16 protein-coding genes are annotated in these 19,219 nt (G+C 72.8%); 9 read left to right on the top strand and 7 right to left on the bottom strand.

Annotated features, from left to right (window positions below):
• Positions 1–24 precede the first annotated feature (24 nt).
• On the bottom strand, positions 25–696 hold the full coding sequence (locus HCC30_RS15410; protein ID WP_169443086.1) for a response regulator transcription factor: 672 nt from the start codon (positions 694–696) through the stop codon (positions 25–27).
• Positions 697–1,079: 383 nt separating this feature from the next.
• On the opposite strand from HCC30_RS15410, the gene pdhA reads away from it, so the two are divergent.
• The 5 genes from pdhA to HCC30_RS15385 all read left to right on the top strand — a co-directional run bounded on the left by pdhA (position 1,080) and on the right by HCC30_RS15385 (position 7,019).
• A complete protein-coding gene (gene pdhA, locus HCC30_RS15405) occupies positions 1,080–2,414 on the top strand; it encodes a pyruvate dehydrogenase (acetyl-transferring) E1 component subunit alpha (protein ID WP_169443085.1) in 1,335 nt (444 codons plus the stop codon).
• 1 nt (position 2,415) lies between these two features.
• A complete protein-coding gene (locus HCC30_RS15400; protein WP_169443084.1) occupies positions 2,416–3,420 on the top strand; it encodes an alpha-ketoacid dehydrogenase subunit beta in 1,005 nt (334 codons plus the stop codon).
• Between the two features lie 14 nt (positions 3,421–3,434).
• Positions 3,435–4,889: a dihydrolipoamide acetyltransferase family protein gene (locus HCC30_RS15395; protein WP_169443083.1), complete on the top strand. Its 1,455-nt coding sequence runs from the start codon at positions 3,435–3,437 to the stop codon at positions 4,887–4,889.
• Between the two features lie 100 nt (positions 4,890–4,989).
• Positions 4,990–5,715: a GntR family transcriptional regulator gene (locus tag HCC30_RS15390; protein ID WP_169443082.1), complete on the top strand. Its 726-nt coding sequence runs from the start codon at positions 4,990–4,992 to the stop codon at positions 5,713–5,715.
• A complete protein-coding gene (locus HCC30_RS15385) occupies positions 5,712–7,019 on the top strand; it encodes an MFS transporter (RefSeq protein ID WP_169443081.1) in 1,308 nt (435 codons plus the stop codon). Before HCC30_RS15390 ends, HCC30_RS15385 begins: the two co-directional genes overlap by 4 nt.
• A 191-nt stretch (positions 7,020–7,210) precedes the next feature.
• On the opposite strand, the gene HCC30_RS15380 is transcribed toward HCC30_RS15385, so the two are convergent.
• Positions 7,211–8,041, bottom strand: a complete 831-nt coding sequence (locus HCC30_RS15380) for a maleylpyruvate isomerase family mycothiol-dependent enzyme (protein ID WP_169443080.1) — start codon at positions 8,039–8,041, stop codon at positions 7,211–7,213.
• A 229-nt stretch (positions 8,042–8,270) separates the two neighbouring features.
• On the opposite strand from HCC30_RS15380, the gene HCC30_RS15375 reads away from it, so the two are divergent.
• A complete protein-coding gene (locus HCC30_RS15375; RefSeq protein ID WP_169443079.1) occupies positions 8,271–9,065 on the top strand; it encodes a carbon-nitrogen family hydrolase in 795 nt (264 codons plus the stop codon).
• Positions 9,066–9,345: 280 nt separating this feature from the next.
• Here HCC30_RS15375 and HCC30_RS15370 read toward each other — a convergent pair whose 3' ends face one another.
• Together HCC30_RS15370 and HCC30_RS15365 are read right to left on the bottom strand one after the other, a co-directional pair.
• Complete coding sequence (locus HCC30_RS15370; RefSeq protein WP_169443078.1) at positions 9,346–9,879, bottom strand: LURP-one-related family protein; 534 nt, start codon at positions 9,877–9,879, stop codon at positions 9,346–9,348.
• A gap of 117 nt (positions 9,880–9,996) precedes the next feature.
• Positions 9,997–11,559 (bottom strand): AMP-binding protein, encoded by a 1,563-nt coding sequence (locus HCC30_RS15365; protein ID WP_169443077.1) that lies wholly within the window; start codon positions 11,557–11,559, stop codon positions 9,997–9,999.
• A 491-nt stretch (positions 11,560–12,050) separates the two neighbouring features.
• Between HCC30_RS15365 and bla the strand changes: the two genes are divergently transcribed.
• Complete coding sequence (bla, locus tag HCC30_RS15360) at positions 12,051–12,938, top strand: class A beta-lactamase (RefSeq protein WP_206323843.1); 888 nt, start codon at positions 12,051–12,053, stop codon at positions 12,936–12,938.
• Between the two features lie 819 nt (positions 12,939–13,757).
• Here the strand turns inward: bla and rbsK are convergent.
• Together rbsK and HCC30_RS15350 are read right to left on the bottom strand one after the other, a co-directional pair.
• Complete coding sequence (gene rbsK / locus HCC30_RS15355; RefSeq protein WP_169443075.1) at positions 13,758–14,681, bottom strand: ribokinase; 924 nt, start codon at positions 14,679–14,681, stop codon at positions 13,758–13,760.
• The gene (locus HCC30_RS15350) at positions 14,678–15,808 is read right to left on the bottom strand and encodes a LacI family DNA-binding transcriptional regulator (RefSeq protein ID WP_169443074.1); all 1,131 of its coding nucleotides are present in this window, start codon (positions 15,806–15,808) and stop codon (positions 14,678–14,680) included. Before HCC30_RS15350 ends, rbsK begins: the two co-directional genes overlap by 4 nt.
• A 422-nt stretch (positions 15,809–16,230) precedes the next feature.
• On the opposite strand from HCC30_RS15350, the gene HCC30_RS15345 reads away from it, so the two are divergent.
• Together HCC30_RS15345 and HCC30_RS15340 are read left to right on the top strand one after the other, a co-directional pair.
• Positions 16,231–17,196, top strand: a complete 966-nt coding sequence (locus HCC30_RS15345; RefSeq protein WP_169443073.1) for a nucleoside hydrolase — start codon at positions 16,231–16,233, stop codon at positions 17,194–17,196.
• Positions 17,197–17,273: 77 nt separating this feature from the next.
• The gene (locus HCC30_RS15340; protein ID WP_169443137.1) at positions 17,274–18,647 is read left to right on the top strand and encodes an MFS transporter; all 1,374 of its coding nucleotides are present in this window, start codon (positions 17,274–17,276) and stop codon (positions 18,645–18,647) included.
• Positions 18,648–18,905: 258 nt separating this feature from the next.
• Here HCC30_RS15340 and HCC30_RS15335 read toward each other — a convergent pair whose 3' ends face one another.
• Complete coding sequence (locus tag HCC30_RS15335; RefSeq protein ID WP_169443072.1) at positions 18,906–19,127, bottom strand: hypothetical protein; 222 nt, start codon at positions 19,125–19,127, stop codon at positions 18,906–18,908.
• Positions 19,128–19,219 lie beyond the last annotated feature (92 nt).

Below are 19,219 nucleotides of genomic sequence, written 5' to 3'. Positions count from 1 at the left end.
TGAGCCGTCCCCGCTGAGCGGCGCTCACGGCCGGGAGCGGTCGCGCGTGGCCTGGCGGCGGGCCACGTACGCGGCGGCCTGCGAGCGGCGCTCCATGCCCAGCTTGGACAGCACGCTGGAGACGTAGTTCTTGATGGTCTTCTCGGCCAGGTGCAGCCGCTCGCCGATGGCCCGGTTGGTGAGCCCCTCGCCGATCAGGTCGAGGATGCGCTGCTCCTGCTCGGTGAGCGAGGCGGCCGGGTCGTCCTCGGGGGCGCCGCGTCCGGTGCGGAGCCGTTCCAGGACGCGCTGGGTGGCGACCGGGTCCAGCAGCGACCTGCCCGCGGCGACGTCCCGGACGGCGGTGAGCAGCTCCTGGCCCCGGATGGCCTTGAGGACGTAGCCGGAGGCGCCCGCGACGATCGCGTCGAACAGGGCCTCGTCGTCGGAGAACGAGGTCAGCATCAGGCACTTGACGCCGCTGTCCCGGGAGCGGATCTCGCGGCAGACCTCGACGCCGCTGCCGTCCGGCAGCCGTACGTCGAGCACGGCGACGTCCGGGCGGGTGGCGGGGATGCGGACCAGCGCGTCGGCCGCCGTCCCGGCCTCGCCGACGACCTCGATGTCGTTCTCCATCGCGAGCATCTCGTGCACCCCGCGGCGCACGACCTCGTGATCGTCGAGCAGGAATACCGTGATTTTTCCGTTTTCGCTCACCTGTTCAGTCTCACATACTGGTCCCTTCAGTGCTCTTCCCGTGCTCGCGGGGGCCGGGATAACGTCTGGGGGTCCGCAGGGTCCACCGCGTTCGCAAGGCCGTGACCAGTGATGTCCCTGATCGGCGGCGTTGATCGGAAATCCGGGCAGTTTCCTTGGATTTCCGAACAAAGTTGCAGGTCAGGGCAGCTTCGTGCGTGTATGGAGGTCTGGGAAATGGCTTCAGCGGGCCGACGACCGGGACAGCAGTCACCGCTCGGTCCTGTCCGCGACGCACCCACCCCGTGCGCCGTGCGGGACCGGGCAAGCCTCCCCCCTCCCCTCGGTGGGGGACCCTCGAGGCCGCCGGCGACCCCGGAGGCCCGACAGACAGAGGAGCACACGTGACCGTGGAGAGCACTGCCGCGCGCAGCACGACGCGCCGCAGCGGCACCGGAGGAAAGCGCGCCACGACGAAGAACGCCGCCGGGAACGCCGCCGAGGACGCGACCGCCCCCGCCGAGAAGTCACCGTCCTCCGGGACATCCGGCGCCAGGAAGACCTCGGGAACGAGGAAGACCGCGAAGAAGCCCGCGGGCAGGACGGCGGCGAAGTCCGCCGCGAAGAAGCCCGCGAAGTCCGCGAAGCCGGCCGAGGGGGAGACGCAGCTCGTCCAGCTGCTGACCCCGGAGGGCGAGCGGGTGGAACACCCGGAGTACTCCGTCGACCTCTCCGCCGAGGAACTCCGCGGCCTGTACCGCGACATGGTGCTCACCCGCCGCTTCGACGCCGAGGCCACCTCCCTCCAGCGGCAGGGCGAACTGGGCCTGTGGGCCTCGCTGTTGGGCCAGGAGGCCGCGCAGATCGGCTCCGGGCGGGCGCTGCGCGACGACGACTACGTCTTCCCCACCTACCGCGAGCACGGCGTCGCCTGGTGCCGCGGGGTGGACCCGACGAACCTGCTCGGCATGTTCCGGGGCGTCAACCACGGCGGCTGGGACCCGAAGAGCAACAACTTCCACCTGTACACGATCGTCATCGGCTCCCAGGTGCTGCACGCCACCGGCTACGCGATGGGCGTGACGATGGACGACGCGGACTCCGCCGTCGTCGCGTACTTCGGTGACGGTGCCTCCAGCCAGGGCGACGTCGCGGAGGCGTTCACCTTCGCCGCGGTCTACAACTCGCCCGTCGTCTTCTTCTGCCAGAACAACCAGTGGGCCATCTCCGAGCCCGCCGAGCGCCAGTCGCGGGTGCCGATCTACCAGCGGGCGCGGGGCTTCGGCTTCCCGGGCGTCCGGGTCGACGGCAACGACGTGCTGGCCTGCCTCGCCGTCACCCGCGCCGCCGTCGAGCGGGCGCGCAACGGCGAGGGCCCGATGCTCGTCGAGGCGTTCACCTACCGGATGGGCGCGCACACCACCTCCGACGACCCGACCCGCTACCGGTGCGAGGAGGAGCGCGCCGAGTGGGAGGCGAAGGACCCGATCCACCGGCTCCGTGTCCACCTGGAGAAGGAGGGCCTGGCCGACGCGGAGTTCCTCGCCGGGATCGAGGAGGAGAGCGACGCGATGGGCAAACACGTGAGGGAAGCGATCCGCTCCATGCCGGACCCCGACACCATGGCGATCTTCGAGAACGTCTACGCCGACGGGCACGCGCTCGTCGACGAGGAGCGCGCGCAGTTCGCCGAGTACCTCGCCGGTTTCGCCGAGGGCGCCGCAGAGGAGGGCCGCTGACATGGCAGCCGACACCGCCACCGCGCGCGGAAGCAAGAAGCTCCCGCTCTCCAAGGCGCTGAACGAGGCCCTCCGGGTCTCCATGGAGCAGGACCCGAAGGTCCTCGTCATGGGGGAGGACGTCGGCAAGCTCGGCGGCGTCTTCCGGATCACCGACGGGCTGCAGAAGGACTTCGGCGAGAAGCGGGTCATCGACACCCCGCTGGCCGAGTCCGGCATCGTCGGCACCGCGATCGGCCTCGCGCTGCGCGGCTACCGCCCCGTGGTGGAGATCCAGTTCGACGGCTTCGTCTTCCCCGCGTACGACCAGATCGTCACGCAGCTCGCGAAGATGCACGCGCGGGCGCTGGGCAAGGTGAAGCTCCCCGTCGTCATCCGCATCCCGTACGCGGGCGGCATCGGCGCCGTCGAGCACCACAGCGAGTCGCCCGAGGCGCTGTTCGCGCACGTGCCGGGCCTCAAGTGCGTCTCGCCGTCGAACTCCGAGGACGCGTACTGGATGATGCGGCAGGCCATCGAGTGCGACGACCCGGTCGTCTTCTTCGAGCCGAAGCGCCGCTACTGGGACAAGTCCGAGGTCGACTTCGACGCGGTGCCCGAGGGCCTGCACACGGCCCGGGTCGCCCGCGAGGGCACCGATCTCACGCTCGCGGCCTACGGGCCGATGGTGAAGACCTGCCTCGGCGCGGCCACGGCCGCCGAGGAGGAGGGCACCTCGCTGGAGGTCGTCGACCTGCGCTCGATGTCGCCGATCGACTTCGACACCCTCCAGGCTTCCGTCGAGAAGACCGGCAGGCTGGTCGTCGTGCACGAGGCTCCGGTATTCCTGGGTACGGGTTCCGAGGTCGCCGCCAGGATCACGGAACGCTGCTTCTACCACCTGGAGGCGCCGGTCCTGCGGGTCGGCGGTTTCCACGCGCCGTATCCTCCGGCCCGGCTGGAGGACGAGTACCTTCCGGGCCTGGACCGGGTGCTCGATGCCGTCGACCGCGCGCTGGCGTACTGAGGAGAGCCGTGACGATGACCGAAAGCGCGACACGGATCCGCGAGTTCCGCATGCCCGACGTGGGCGAGGGGCTGACGGAGGCCGAGATCCTCAAGTGGTACGTCCAGCCCGGTGACACCGTCACGGACGGGCAGGTCGTCTGCGAGGTGGAGACGGCCAAGGCCGCGGTCGAACTGCCCATCCCCTTCGACGGCGCGGTGCACGAGCTCCGCTTCGAGGAGGGCACGACGGTCGACGTCGGCACCCCGATCATCACCGTCGACACCGAGCCGGGCGCGGGCCCGGCGCCGGAGGCCGCCCCGGCCGCGGAGGCCCCGGCCGCCGAGGCTCCGGCCGCCGAGTCCGGTGACTCCGGTGAGCAGGGCGGCAAGCGCGAGCCCGTGCTCGTCGGGTACGGCGTGGCCGAGGCCCCGACGAAGCGCCGCCCCCGCAAGGGCGCGGCCACCGGCGAGGGCCGGCCGGCGCAGCCCGCGCCGGAGCTGAACGGGCACGGCGCCGCGCCGCCCGCGGCCCCGGCGGCTCCCGTGACCGAAGTCCCCGGCCAGGAGCGGCCGTTGGCGAAGCCGCCGGTGCGGAAGCTCGCCAAGGACCTGGGCATAGATCTCACCACCGTCGTGCCCTCGGGCCCCGAGGGCGTCATCACCCGGGACGACGTGCACGCAGCGGCCCGCGCGGCCCAGGCGCCCGCCGCCCCCGCGCCCGAGGCGCCCGCTCCGGCTCCGGCCCCGGCTCCGGCGGAGTCCGCGCAGGCCGGGCCGCGCGGCGCCGCGGGCGAGACGCGGGTGCCGATCCGGGGCGTCCGCAAGGCGACCGCCCAGGCGATGGTGAACAGCGCGTTCACCGCGCCGCACGTCACCGAGTTCGTGACCGTCGACGTCACGAAGACGATGAAGCTGGTGCGGGAGCTGAAGGAGGACCCGGACATGGCCGGCGTGCGGGTCAACCCGCTGCTGCTGGTCGCCCGCGCCTTCCTCGTCGCGCTGCGCCGCCACCCGGAGGCCAACGCGGCCTGGGACGAGGCGAACCAGGAGATCGTCCGCAAGGACTACGTGAACCTGGGCATCGCCGCGGCCACCCCGCGAGGCCTGGTCGTGCCGAACATCAAGGACGCGCACGCCAAGAGCCTGACCGAACTGGCCGCCGCGCTCGCCGAGTTGGTGACCACGGCCCGCGAGGGCCGGACGTCGCTGGAGGAGATGCAGGGCGGGACGGTCACGATCACGAACGTCGGCGTCTTCGGCGTCGACACCGGTACGCCGATCCTCAACCCGGGCGAGTCCGCGATCCTGGCCTTCGGCCAGGTGCGCAAGCAGCCCTGGGTGCACAAGGGGAAGGTCAAGCCGCGTGACGTCACCACCCTGGCGCTCTCCTTCGACCACCGGCTGATCGACGGCGAGCTCGGCTCCAGGCTGCTCGCCGACGTCGCGGCCGTCCTGGAGAAGCCGAAGCGCCTGATGACCTGGCTCTGACCGGGGCTTCGGGCCCCGGCTTCCGGGCTCCCGCACGAGGCGCCGTCCGCATCGCGGACGGCGCTTCTGTGGGTATCCCTGTTGTATCTATGCTGTGCACATGCCCGCACCACCCTCCAGCGCACCCGTCCGGCCCGCTGCCTCCCCGAAGAAGAACCCGCCCGCCGCCGAGCGGGTCTACCACCACGTCAAGCAGGCCGTGCTGGAACGCCGTTACGAGGGCGGCATGCTGCTCACCGAGGGCGAGCTGGCCGAGGCCGTCGGCGTCTCCCGCACGCCGGTCCGCGAGGGCCTGCTGCGCCTGGAGGTCGAGGGGCTGATCAAGCTGTACCCGAAGAAGGGCGCCATGGTGCTGCCCGTCTCGGCGCAGGAGATCACCGACGTCGTCGAGACCCGGCTGCTCGTCGAGGAGCACGCCGTCCGCAAGTGCGCGCAGGCCGCCGGGCCCGCGCTGCTGACGCGGCTGGAGCAGCTGCTGGAGGAGCAGCACGCGCACCGCGCGGACGGTGATCTCGCCGCGCTCGCCGTCAGCGACCGCGCCTTCCACGCGGAGATCGTCAAGGCCACCGGGAACGAGATCCTCGTCCGGCTCTACGACCAGCTCCGCGACCGCCAGCTGCGGATGGGCGTCGCCGTGATGCACGCGCACCCGCAGCGGATCGCCAAGAACATCACGGAGCACACCGAGATCGTGGCGGCGCTGCGCGCGGCCGACCCGGACGCCGCCGCTGCCGCCGTCCACCACCACGTCAGCTGGGTCCGCAACCTGGCGCACGGCGAGGACGCCCCGGCCACCGACCGCGCCGAGCAGGGCGGTGCCCGGTGAGCGCCGCCTCCGCACCGGCCACCGCCCCGCTGGGGGACCCGCCCGGAGGACGGCGTGCCGTCGCCGTCTGGGGGCTCGGCGTCGCCGTCTACTTCATCGCGATCACCTACCGCACCAGCCTCGGCGTCGCCGGACTCGACGCCACCGAGCGCTTCGACATCAACGCCTCCGCGCTCTCCACCTTCTCCATCCTCCAACTGCTCGTGTACGCGGGCATGCAGATACCCGTCGGCCTGCTCGTCGACCGCTGGGGCACCAAGAAGGTGCTGACGCTCGGCGTCGTCCTCTTCACCATCGGCCAGTTCGGCTTCGCCCTCTCCGGGAGCTACGCGGCGGCGCTGGCCTGCCGCGCGCTGCTGGGCTGCGGCGACGCCATGACCTTCATCGCCGTGCTGCGGCTGGGCAGCCGCTGGTTCCCGGCGCGGCGCGGGCCGCTCGTCGCGCAGATCGCCGCGCTGATCGGGATGGCGGGCAACCTCGTCACCACCCTCGTCCTCGCCCGGTTCCTCGGCTCCTTCGGCTGGACGCCGACCTTCGCGGGCAGCGCCGTCGGCGGCGTGGTGATCCTGGTGCTGGTCCTGCTCTTCCTCAAGGACCACCCCGAGGGGTACGCGCCGGCCACCGCACCGCCGTCCGGCGGCGGGTACGTCCGCAGCCAGATCGCCGACTCGTGGCGCGAGCCGGGCACCCGGCTGGGCATGTGGGTGCACTTCACCACCCAGTTCCCCGGCATGGTCTTCCTGCTGCTGTGGGGGCTGCCCTTCCTCGTCGAGGGGCAGGGCCTCGACCGCTCCACCGCGGGCGAACTGCTCACCCTCGTCGTGCTGTCCAACATGGTCATCGGGCTCGTGTACGGGCAGGTCATCGCCCGCCACCACGCGGCCAGGGCGCCGATCGCGCTGGGCACCGTCGCGGTCACGGCCGCGGCCTGGGCCACGGCCGTCTTCTGGCCCGGGCACGCGCCGATGGCGGTGCTGGTGATGCTCTGCGTCGTGCTGGGGGCCTGCGGTCCCGCCTCGATGGTCGGCTTCGACTTCGCCCGGCCGGCGAACCCGGCCGAGCGGCAGGGCACCGCCTCCGGCATCGTCAACATGGGCGGCTTCACGGCCTCCATGACGACGCTGCTCGCGGTCGGCGTGCTGCTGGATCTCACCGGCGACAACTTCCGGATCGCCTTCGCCAGCGTCTTCGTGCTGGAGGCGCTGGGCGTCGTCCAGATCCTCCGCCTCCGCCCCCGCGCCCACCGCCGCGAACGCGAACGCATCGTCGCCAGCCGCGTCGAGGCCGTCCACGTCCCGGCCTAGCGCCCCTCCTGGGGGCGCGGGGAACTGCGCGAACGGCCACGTCGTACGGGGTGGTCCGGCGACGGCGTTGGGCACCCCGCGAAAAAGGGGCGCGGGGAACTGCGCAAACCCCGGGCCACGACGCACCCGCACCCCGTGACGTACAAGCAGGGGCACACCCCGTGACGCAACAGCGCCCCGCGAGCGCAGCCCTACGGCGTGACCGCGAAGTGGTTGAGGATGGCCGTCGCGAGCGGCCCGTCGCCCTCGACCTTGATCTGGTCCGCGACCGCCTCGTACCGCACGCGCCCGCAGGCGAGCCGCAGATACGTCTCCCAGTCCAGGGAGATCGTCGCGGCGGGCCCGAGCGAGGGCGTCCCGTCCACCGTGCCGTGCCCGTCCGCGTCGACCCGTACCGTGCGCAGGAACTCGACGGGCCCGCCGACGTCGAAGACCACCGCCGAATGCGCGGGCGCCGAGGCCCGCTTGGCGACGACGGCGGGGAGCGCGGCGGTGAGGACGTCCCGGGCGATGTAGGCGCCGCCGGAGTCGAGATGGCCCGGCTTGCCGAGGACGCGGCGCAGGTCCTGCTCGTGCACCCAGACGTCGAAGGCCCGCATCCGCAGCAGCTCTTCGAGGGTGATCCGGCCCTGGCCGGGGAGGACGTGCGGCACCTGCGTCTCCGGGCCGCGGGTCTCGTTCCGCAGCTGCCGGGACCGGCGGATGATCGTGTACTCCAGTTCGCTCGTCATCTCGGGCCCGGTGTGATGACGGCGGACGTCGACCTGCACCTCCATGTGACGGCTGGCGTCGTCCGTCACGTGGTACAGGTCGCGGGGGAGGGTGTGGATCGGACGCGGGTCGCCGAGCAGTTCGCACTCGATGCCGATGACGTGCGAGACGACGTCCCGTACGGACCACCCGGGGCAGGGCGTCCGCCTGTTCCACTCGCCCTCGGCGAGCGGCTGCACCAGCTCGGATATCGCTTCGATGGACTCGGTCCAGGCGTCGACGGAAGGCTGAAGGCTTGGGTGGTCGGTCACGAGACCCCTCGGGCGGTACGGACTTGACGATCGTTCGCTGACAGTTCATGCGCGGCCCGTACGGCAGGCCGTGCACGGTGGGCGTGCTCGGTAGGCGTGTTCGGCGGGTGTGCTTTCAAGTTACGCTGCGCCGGGGCGCCGCGGCAGTGCTTTGGGAGCACAATGCCCACGATGCTAGTCCTGTCCGGCCAGACCCTCCCAAGCCTCGGATACGCATGGACGGTGGACGGTGCGCGTTTCTCTCCTCCAACTGCGAGTGGACCAGGACGAGTCGGCCGATTCCCGCCGGGAGCGGGCGGCTTCGCTCGTACGCGAACAGGCGGGGACGGCGGATCTCGTCGTGCTCCCCGAGCTGTGGACGACCGGTGCCTTCGCCTTCGACACCTTCGACGAGGAGGCCGAGCCGGTGCCCGGCGGCCCGACGGCCGAGGCCATGTCGGCGGCCGCGCGGGACGCGGGTGTGTGGCTGCACGCCGGTTCGGTCGTCGAGCGGGTCCAAGGGGACGGCGGCGAGCGGGAGTTGTTCAACACCTCGCTGGTCTTCTCCCCGGACGGCACGCTCGCGCGCACCTACCGCAAGATCCACCGCTTCGGCTTCGACCGGGGCGAGGCGACGCTGATGTCGGCAGGCCGCGAACCGGTCACCGTCCCGCATCCCGAGGCCACGCTCGGCCTCGCCACCTGCTACGACTTCCGCTTCCCCGAGCTGTTCCGGGCCCTGGTCGACCGGGGTGCGCGGGTCCTCGTCGTCCCCGCCGGCTGGCCGGAGAAGCGGGCCGCGCACTGGACGCTGTTCGCGCGCGCCCGCGCGGTCGAGGAGCAGGCGTACGTGCTGGCCTGCGGTACGGCCGGTACGCACGCCGGGGTGCCGCAGGCGGGTCTGAGCATGGTCGTGGACCCGTGGGGCGAGGTGCTGGCGGAGGCGAAGGGGAACGAGGAGCAGGTGGTGCGGGCCGAGTTCGATCCCTCGCAGGTGGATGCGGTGCGGGAGTCGTTTCCGGTGCTGAAGGATCGGGTGCTGTAGGTCTGCGATTCGCGGGGGTGCCACTGCCTGTACGTCGCTCAACTGCCGGTCGCGCTACGGTTGTTCGCGCAGTTCCCCGCGCCCCTGATCGGGCTCGCCCCGCTTCTCGGGCTCACCCCGCTTGGGAGAACTGCGCCGTAGGCGCAGGGCTGGCAAGCGCAGCGCGGTCACCCCGGCGCGGGGTGCTCAATGCCGTCACCGGACCACCCCGCCGCCGTGGCCGTTCGCGCAGTTCCCCGCGCCCCCAAGAGGCGCAGTTCCCCGCGCCCCTGACGGGGCGCTACTCGCCGCCGCCGATCATCGGGCGGCGGGAGCCGAGGCGTTCGAGGACGTCGACGCAGACGGCGACGGAGAGGAGGAGGGGGACGCCGGGGCCCTCGCGGCCCTCGATCTCCACCGCGTAGGTGTCGCGCAGCCGGAACCACTTGCGGGAGATCCGGGCCAGCGTCTCGCCGTCGGAGCGCTGGATGTCGTACTCCTTGTCGAGGACGTTCCCGCGGACGGTCAGCTCGGTGCCCAGGCCCGTGGTGACGTCGGTGACGGAGACGGTGAAGCGGTCGCCGAAGAGCGGCAGCCGCTTCTTCCGCACCGTCGCCAGCACCGCTCCCCCGTGCTCGACGGTCATCGTCGGCCGCCAGCCGAAGATCCTGCGGCGGATGACGGTCACGGTCTCACCCGTCGCGTCCTTCAGGTCGAAGGTCTGGCGGAGGTGCAGTGCCTTGCCGTCCACGAAGAACGCCGAGGCGCCGTTCTCGTCCTCGATCCAGAAGTCGTCGCCGATCGCGAAGAGCCTCTCCCGCACCAGGTACCTCATGGCTCACGCGTACCCGTCCTGCCGCCGTTGTCACAGCGCGTTCAGGCGTCCACGGAGCGTGAGCGGGAGGTCCCCCGGGCCAGGGGGGTGGGCCCGGGGGACCGGTCGTGGGGCCGCTCAGGCGGTGCCGGTGGCCAGAGCGCGGAGGGCCTTCTTGTCGGGCTTGCCCACGTCGGTGAGCGGGAACTGCTCGGTGAAGCCCAGCTCGGCCGGTACGTACATGGCGCCGCGGGCCGCGCGGACCGCCTCCCGCAGCTCGTCCGCCGTCACGGGGCCTTCGCCGTCGGCGCGGTACTCGGGGTCGGGGACGACGACCGCGTGCACCCGCTCCATGTTGTCCTCGTCGCGGACGCCGAAGACGACGCTCTGCCGGACGCCCGGGTGCGAGTTGAGCAGGTCCTCCAGCTCGGTGGTGTACACGTGGCCGCCGACGACCACGATCATGTCCTTGATCCGGTCGACGACCGTGAGGTACCCGTCCTCGTCCAGCCGCCCGATGTCACCGGTGTGGATCCAGCCGTCGCGCAGCACCTCGGCGGTGAGCTCGGGCTGCTTCCAGTAGCCCTGCATGACGTGGCCGGTGCGGACGACGATCTCGCCGAGCTCGCCGGTGGGCACGCGGCGGCCCGACTCGTCGCGGATCTCGACCTCGGTGCCGGGGATGATCGTGCCTGCGGTGCGCAGAAGTTCGGGCCGCTCCAGGTCGTGGTCCTCGGGGCGCAGCACGCTGATGCCGCCGACCTCGTTCTGGCCGTACCCCTGCATCAGCACCTGCCCGAAGCGGCGGACCGCGTCGGCGAGGCGGGCCGGGGACGCCTGGCAGCCGCCGTACATCAGCTGGCGCAGGCTGGAGGTGTCGGTGCCGGGGCAGTCCGGGTGGTCGAGCAGCTCGTACAGCAGCGGCGGCAGCAGGAAGATGTCCGTGATCCGCTCGCGCTCGATGGCGGCGAGGACCTCACCGGCGTCGAAGTCGTCCATCAGCACGACCGTGCCCGCGGAGGCGAGGACGGTGTCGGCGCGCCAGCCCGCCGCGTGCGCGAGGGTGGTGCACACCAGCTGCCGGGCGGCTTCACCCTCGTCGAATATGTCCGACAGACCGGTCGTGTAGAGGGACTGGACGTCGCGGAAGGTGGAGTAGATCCCCTTCGGGTGGCCGGTGGTGCCGCCGGTGTGCCGGATGGTGGCGATGTCGTCCGGGGCCGCCTCGCCGGCGAGCGGCTCGGGGGAGTAGTCGGCGGCCAACTCCAGCAGGTCCTTGCCGAGTTCGGCGGGGCCGAGGGTGAGGACGGTGTCGACGGGCTGGGCCTGGAGCAGCTCGGCCGCGCGCCCGCTCAGCCGCGGGTCGACGACGAGGACGGTGGACTCGACGTCGCGCACGATCGCGGCCTGCACGTCGGCGGCCAGCTTGTTGTACAGGTGGTTGGTGCGGCAGCCGAGCAGCGCGGCGGCGTACCGCACGGCGACGGTCTCGGGCAGGTTGCCGCTGAGCAGGGTGATGCCCTGGCCGCGCCGGATGCCGAGCGCCCGCAGGGCGCGCGCGGCGCGGTGCGTCAGGTCGTGGAACTCCCCTGCGGTGATGCGGCGTTCGCCGTGCACGAAGACCTCGCGGTCGCGGACACCGCGCAGCGCGGTGAGGTTCGCTTCCGCGTAGTTCTGGAAGTCCGGTGCGGCTGCGGACATGAGTGTTCCCTCCTGCCGTCGGCACGCGAGGACGCGCGCACCGGCGGGGGTTGAGCGCATGAGGTGTGGGTGGTCGTCGTCCCCGGCATATCGTTGCCTGGGGCAATGAATTTCGAGGCTAATTCGCGGTGCTCTGACCGGTCAACTTGGCCTCTGCACACAACGACGGGATCGCGCCCCGCCCCCGGTCACCAGCCTCTCCTCCCGACATGGCCGACAGTCGTACACCGTCCGATGGCCGGGCAATCGCCGGGCAATCAGCGGCCCATCACCGGGCAATGACGTGGCAATGGCCGGGCCAACACCCGTCGTTCGCGGACCCTCCGACGGCCAGGGTGCCCCCGCCCCGCGTCCGCCCCGGCGGGTTTCGGACGGCGCGGAACCAGTGGGTCCCGTCGCGCCCTCTTCGCCTGTGACAACGGGCAACGGACGGAAAGGGCGTGAGAGCGGTGCGGCGCAGACAGATCCTCGGGGGCGCGTTCGCTGCGGCGGTGACCGGAGCGCTGGCGGGCACGGCCACAGCGGCCCCGCGCACCACGGCGGCCCCGGGCGTCACCGCCGGTCAAGCTCCGGGCGGCGTACCAGGGTTGGCCGGATTCCGGCGGCTGGAGGAGAGGTACGGCGCACGGCTCGGCGTCCTCGCCACCGAACTCGGCTCGGGCCGGACCGTCGGCCACCGCACGGGCGAACGCTTCGCCGTGTGCTCGACGTTCAAGACGTACGCGGTGGCCGGGCTGCTGCGCGAACACCCGCTCGCGAGCGGCTGGTTCGAGCGGCGGGTGCCGGTGCGGGCCGCGGACATCGTGAAGAACTCGCCAGTCACCGAGGCGGCCGTGGGCGGCACCCTCAGCGTCCGCGAACTGTGCGACGCCGCCGTCCGGCAGAGCGACAACACCGCCACCAACCTGCTGCTCCGGCTCCAGGGCGGGCCCGGCGCCGTGATCTCGCTGGCCCGCGCCATCGGCGACCCCGCCACCCGCATCGACCACTGGGAACCGCACCTCGGCGACAACGAGCCCGACGACCCGCGCGACACCACCACCCCCGCCGCACTCGCGCACGGCTACCGGGCCCTCGTCCTGGGCAGCGCCCTGCGCGCCCCGGAACGGCGGCAGTTGCGCGACTGGCTGGTACGCAGCACCACCGGCGACACCCTGCTGCGCGCCGGCCTGCCGGACACGTGGACCACGGGCGACAAGAGCGGCGCCGGCTCCTCCTACGGCCGCCGCAACGACGTCGCCGTCTCCTGGACCCCCACCGGCACCCCCCTCCTCATCACCGCCCTCTCCGACAAGCAGGACCGCGACGCGACCCACGACGACGCACTGCTGGCGGACACGGCCCGCCTGGTGGCACGCGCGCTACGCCCGCGGGAGTGAGGGGCGCCCCCTCGGGGGCGCGGGGAACTGCGCGACCGGCCGGGACGGCGGGGCGGCCGTCAACGGTGGTGCGGCCGTTGGACGTTACGGCACCCCGCGCCGTGGCGGGCCCGCGCTGCGCTTGCCAGCCCTGCGCCTGTGGCGCAGTTCTCCCAAGCGGGGTGAGCCCGCGAATTAGGGGCGCGGGGAACTGCGCGAAAACCCGAGCCACGACGGCGGGGCGGTCGTCAACGGTGGTGCGTGGGCAGCGCGTTGGACGCATCGGCACCCCGCACCGTGGCGGGCCCGCGCTGCGCTTGCCAGCCCTGCGCCTATGGCGCAGTTCTCCCAAGCGGGGTGAGCCCGCGAATAAGGGGCGCGGGGAACTGCGCGAAACCCGAGCCACGACGGCGGGGCGGTCGTCAACGGCGGTGCGGGGGCAGCGCGTTGGACGCATCGGCACCCCGCACCGTGGCGGGCCCGCGCTGCGCTTGCCAGCCCTGCGCCTATGGCGCAGACCTCCCAAGCGGGGCGGGCCCGCGAATAAGGGGCGCGGGGAACTGCGCGAAACCCGAGCCACGATGGTGCCGCGCCTGAACAACGCGGGGTGAGCCCGCGAATAAGGGGCGCGGGGAACTGCGCGAAAACCCGAGCCACGACGGTGCCGCGCCCGAACAACGCGGGGTGAGCCCGAGACAAGGGGCGCGGGGAACTGCGCAAAAACCCGGCCCCGAAGCACCCGCACCCGGCGAAGCACCCGCACCCGGCGACGCACCCGCACCCCGCACCACACAACCCCGCACAGAACAGCGGCACCCCGCGCCGCAAAGGCGCGAGCGCTCACCCCTCCCGGGAGAGCAGTTCCTCGACCTCCGCACGGTGGGCGAGGGACGGCTGGGCGCCGGCCCGCGTCGTGCTGACGGCCGCCGCCGCGCAGGCCCAGCGCGCGGCGTCGGGCAGGGCGCGGCCCTCGGCGAGGGCGACGGCGAGGGCGCCGCAGAAGGAGTCGCCGGCGGCGGTGGTGTCGACGGGCCGTACGCGGAAGGCGGGAACGTGCAGCGCCGCGCCGCCCTCCAGCAGCAGCACCCCGTCCCCGCCGAGGGTCACGACGACGGCGCCGGCCCGCTCCCCCGCACCGCCGCTCGCCCCGGTCAGCTTGCGCGCCGCCGCGGTGACCTCGTCGATCGTGCCGGGCACGGACGTGCCGGTGAGCGCGGCGAGTTCGGTGCGGTTGGGGACGAGCAGGTCGATCCGCGGCGGGAGTTCGGCGCCCTCGACGGCCGGGGCCGGGTTGTGCAGCACGATGCCGCCGGAGCGCCGCGCCGCCTCGTGGTTCGCCTCGTCCGGCACCTCCTGCTGGAGGACGGTGACCTGCGCGTCCCGCAGCAGGTCACCGGCGGCGGCGCAGTCCTCGGCGGTGAGGCGGGAGTTGGCGCCGGGGCTGACGATGATGCTGTTCTCGCCCTCGGGGTTGACGGCGATCAGCGCCCGCCCGGTCGGCGTCCCCGGGGTGCGCAGGATGTGCGTGGTGTCGACGCCCTGCTCACGGGCCGCGTCGATCATGACGTCGGCCGCCTCGTCGTCCCCGACGCGGCCGACGAACGCGGCGCGTCCGCCGAGCCGGGCCGCGGCGACGGCCTGGTTGGCGCCCTTGCCGCCCGGGTGCGAGGCGATGTCCCCGCCGAGCACGGTCTCGCCGGGCACCGGGTGGTGCGGTACGGGCGTGACGAGGTCGAGGTTGAGGCTTCCGACGACTGCAATCACTGTGCTGCTGCCTTCACGACGGGGGTCTGCTGGTGGGCTGTTCCGGAATCCGGACCGGAAGGTGGCCCGGGTTCCGGGCCGGTGGGCGAGGCGGGGCCGGGTACGGCGGCGCCCGCGGTGGACGGGCGGACGACGAGTCCGGGCGCGAGCCGCACCGCGCGCTTCGGGCCGGAAGCGGAATCCGGACCGGGGTCCCCGAGGCGGCGGTCGAGCAACCTGGCCGCCTCGGCGGCGAGTTCGCGTACCGGCTGGCGGACGGTGGTGACGGCCGGGTCGGCGAGTTCCGCCATGGGGATGTCGTCGAAGCCGGTGACGGCGACCTCGCGGGGTATGTCGGCGCCGAGCTGCCGCAGCCGCTGGAGCGCGCCGACGGCGATGAGGTCGTTGCCGCAGACCACGGCGTCGGGCCGCTGAGGCAGGTCCTGCCAGAGCCGGGTGACGGCCTCGCGGCCCCACTCGACGGAGAAGTCGCCGAGCGCGGTCCGTCCGGCGGCGTCCGGGTCGAGCGCGGCGGCGGCCCGTTCGTAGGCGGTGCGGCGTTCGACGGCGGCGGAGGAGGTGCCGGCGGCACCGATGAAGCAGGGGCGGCGGCGCCCGGCCTCGGCGAGGTGGCGCAGCACGAGGGACATCCCGGCCGCGTTGTCCACGGCCACCGAGTCGGCGACGCCGGGGCCGCAGTCGCGGTCGAGCAGCACCAGCGGGACGCGGGCGGCCGCCGCCGCGACCGCCTCCGCGCTGCGCCGCTCGTCGGCGGGCACCACGAGCAGCGCGTCCACCTGGCGGGCGAGCAGGGACTCGATCCTGGCCGCCTCGGTGACGGGGTCGTCGTCGCAGTCGGCGAGCAGGACGGCGCGGCCGTCGGCGTGCAGCGCGCGGGTCAACTCCCGTACGAGGGCCGGGTAGAAGGGGTTGGTGATCTGCGGGAGGACGAGGCCGATGGTGCCGGTGGAGCGGCTGCGCAGGGCGCGGGCGACCTGGTTGGGGCGGTAGCCGAGGCGTTCGGCGGCCTCCCGTACCCGGCGGGCCGCGTCGGCTCCGACCGGGCGGTTGCCGGTCAGGACGCGGGAGACGGTGGACACGGAACAGCCCGAGGCGCGCGCCACGTCGCGCAGCGTTGTCTCAGCCACTGGCCGCCACCGTCCTGGTTTCTTCCGACCGGATTCCGCCGCGCACGCGGGCCACGCGCTGTCCGGTACGTCCCGGATCGGCCGGTGCTGCGGGGCGGATGGCGGCAAACGTTATCACCGGCCGATTCCGGCGCCCAGGCTCCGCTGTACCCGTGTGACATATCCGGCCATTGACATCCCGCGGGGCGGTACGCAAAGTCTTCGGAGAACGTTTTCCCGCCAGGTGTTCCGGGTCCGCCCGGGCCCCGGCGGGGGTGCCGGTGCGCCGGAGCCGCGGGAGCGGTGCGGGCGTGCCTCGTGTGCGGCAGCCCCTTCGTGGCGCTCGCTCGCCTGACGACCAGCACCACAGTTCAGCCGAGCAACGAGCGAACTCCCCGCCCGCGAGCGCGCGGGGTGCGCAACAACGAGCAAAGGGGCTTGCGTTGGCCAGGAAGATCATCCTCGACTGTGACCCGGGGCACGACGACGCGATCGCGATGCTGCTCGCGCACGGCAACCCGGACGTCGAACTGGTCGCCGTCACCACCGTCGTCGGCAACCAGACCCTGGAGAAGGTCACCAGGAACGCGCTCTCGGTGGCCCGCATCGCCGGGATCACCGGCGTCCCGTTCGCCGCCGGCTGCCCGCGCCCGCTGGTCCGCACCGTCGAGACCGCGCCCGACATCCACGGCGAGTCCGGCCTGGACGGGCCCGTGCTGCCCGAGCCGACGCTGGAGCTCGACGGGCGGCACGCCGTCGACCTCATCATCGACACCGTCATGGCCCACGAGCCCGGCGAGATCACCCTCGTCCCCACCGCGGGCCTGACGAACATCGCGCTCGCCGTGCGCAAGGAGCCGCGGATCGCCGAGCGGGTCCGCGAGGTCGTGCTCATGGGCGGCGGCTTCCACCAGGGCAACTGGAGCCCGGTCGCCGAGTTCAACATCGTCATCGACCCCGAGGCCGCGCACATCGTCTTCAACGCGGGCTGGAACGTGACGATGGTCGGCCTCGACCTCACCCACCAGGCCCTGGCCACCGAGGACGTGACGAAGCGGATCGCGGCGCTGAACACCGCCCCGGCCGGCTTCGTGAACGAACTGCTGGACTTCTTCGGCGAGATGTACCTCCAGGCGCAGGGCTTCGAGGCCCCGCCGGTGCACGACCCGTGCGCCGTCGCGTACGTCATCGACCCGGACGTCATGACCGTCCGCAAGGCCCCCGTCGACATCGAGCTCGGCAACGGGCTGGCCCTCGGCATGACCGTCACCGACTTCCGCGCGCCCGCGCCCGAGGACTGCCGCACCCAGGTCGCCGTCGACCTCGACCACCAGCGCTTCTGGGACCTCGTCGTCGACGCGCTGGAGCGGATCGGCGAGGGCGGTACCGCGGACGGAGCCGGAGCGTGACCGCCGCGCAGGGCACCGCGCCCGCCGCGCCGGAGAGCACCGGACGCTTCGGCCGCCCCGTGCGCGTGGGTGTGCTGATGACGGCGCTGCTCGTCGCCTGCTTCGCCTTCCAGCTGAACGCGAGCATGCTCAGCCCCGCGCTGAGCAGCATCGAACGCAGCCTGGACGCCTCCTCCGCCGAGATCGGGCTCACCCAGACCGCGTTCTTCACCTCGGCCGCGCTGTTCTCCCTCTTCCTGCCGCGCCTCGGCGACCTCGTCGGCCGCCGCAAGGTGCTCGCCGGGATGCTCGCGCTGATGGCCGTGGGCTGCGTCGTCGCCGCCTTCGCCACCAGCGTGCCGATGCTGTTCGCCGGCCGGATCATCCAGGGCGTGTCCGGGCCGACCGTGCCGCTCTGCCTGATCATGCTGCGCGTCGAGGTCAGGGAGCCGAAGAAGTACGGGATGCTGCTCGGCGTCATCACCGCCGTCAACGGCGGCATCGCGGGCGTCGACTCCCTCGCGGGCGGCTACCTCGCCGACAACCACGGCTTCCAGTCCGTCTTCTGGGCCATGGCGATCGTCGCGGCGCTGGCCACCGCGCTCGTCGCGCTGTGCACCCCCGAGTCCCGCGCCGCGAGCACGCCGCGCATGGACTGGCCCGGCGTCGCCCTGCTCGTCGTCTCCGTCGGCGCGATGCTGATCGCGCTGAACGAGGCGGGGAAGCTGGCCGCGGCGCGCTGGGGCATGGTCGCCCTGCTCGTGGTGGTCTCCGCCGCCGCGTTCGCGCTGTTCTGGCGCACCGAGGACCGCAGCCCGCACCCGCTCGTCGCCACCCGGCACCTGCGGCAGCGCTCCACCTGGGCGACGCTGCTGACCACCGTGCTCACCATGACCGGCGTCTTCGCCGTCATGAACGGCCTGATCCCCGCCTTCGCGCAGGACGCCCGGGCCGGACTGGGCATGTCGGCCGAGCAGTCGGCCTGGTGGACGCTCACCCCGTACGCGCTCGCCGGGCTCGCCATGGGCCCCGTCGCCGGACGCCTCGCCGCCACCCACGGGTACGGGCGCATCCTGCGCGTCGGGCTGATCGGCTCCGTCGTCACCGTCGTCGGCATGGTGCTCACCCTCGACAGCCACTCGCGCGGACTGCTGCTCGCGGGCTCCGTCCTGGTCGGCGTGATGTACGCGGGCATCGGCAACATCGTGCTCAACGGGCTCGGCATCGTGCTCTCGCCGAAGGAGAACCCGGGCTTCCTGCCAGGGCTCAACGCCGGTGCGTTCAACCTCGGTTCGGGGCTGAGCTTCGCGGTGATCTACGCCGTGCAGACGGCGGCGGCGCCGGCCGACGCCTCGGGGACCTCCGGGTACACGGCGGGCATGCTGGCCGGCGTGATCCTGCTGGCGGTCGCCTTCCTGACGTCCTTCCTCATCCCCAAGCCGGTGGAGGCGGAGGCGCCGGAGGCGCCGTAAGCCTCTCTCCCGGGGCCCCTGCCGGTACGTCGCGGGGCGCGGGCGAACTGTGGCCGATCGCGCAGTTCCCCGCGCCCCTTTTTCGCGCAGTTCCCCGCGCCCCTTGTCGCGGGCTCACCCCGCTTGGGAGGTCTGCGCCATAGGCGCAGGGCTGGCAAGCGCAGCGCCTCAGCCCCGGCGCGGGGTGCTCCATGACGTCACCGGACCACCCCGTACGCCGTGGCCGTTCGCGCAGTTCCCCGCGCCCCTTTCAGGGCGCTAGCGCGTCAAGTGGTCGAGGGTGCCCTCCTTGGCCTGGGTGAGGAGGGAGGCGAACTGGTCGCTGCTCATTTCGACGCGCTGGCCGAAGTCGTCGGTCAGCTGGACGCGCCGCTCCTCGTCCGCGTCGGGAACGTAGAACAGCTGCGGGCAGCCGCAGTCGCAGTTGCCGCAGAACGTGGCGACGGGGACCGACGGGTCGGGGGACGCGTGCTGTGTCATGGCGCGCTCGCTTCTCTCGGGGTGCGGGCCCGGTGCCGTACGCACCGGCGAGGAGGGGGATGCCCACCCGGTGGGGTGGCCGAATCCCGTCG

The sequence above is a fragment of the Streptomyces sp. HNM0574 genome, from assembly GCF_012726235.1.
Lineage (GTDB): Bacteria > Actinomycetota > Actinomycetes > Streptomycetales > Streptomycetaceae > Streptomyces.
This window is presented reverse-complemented; position numbering and strand designations above follow the sequence as displayed.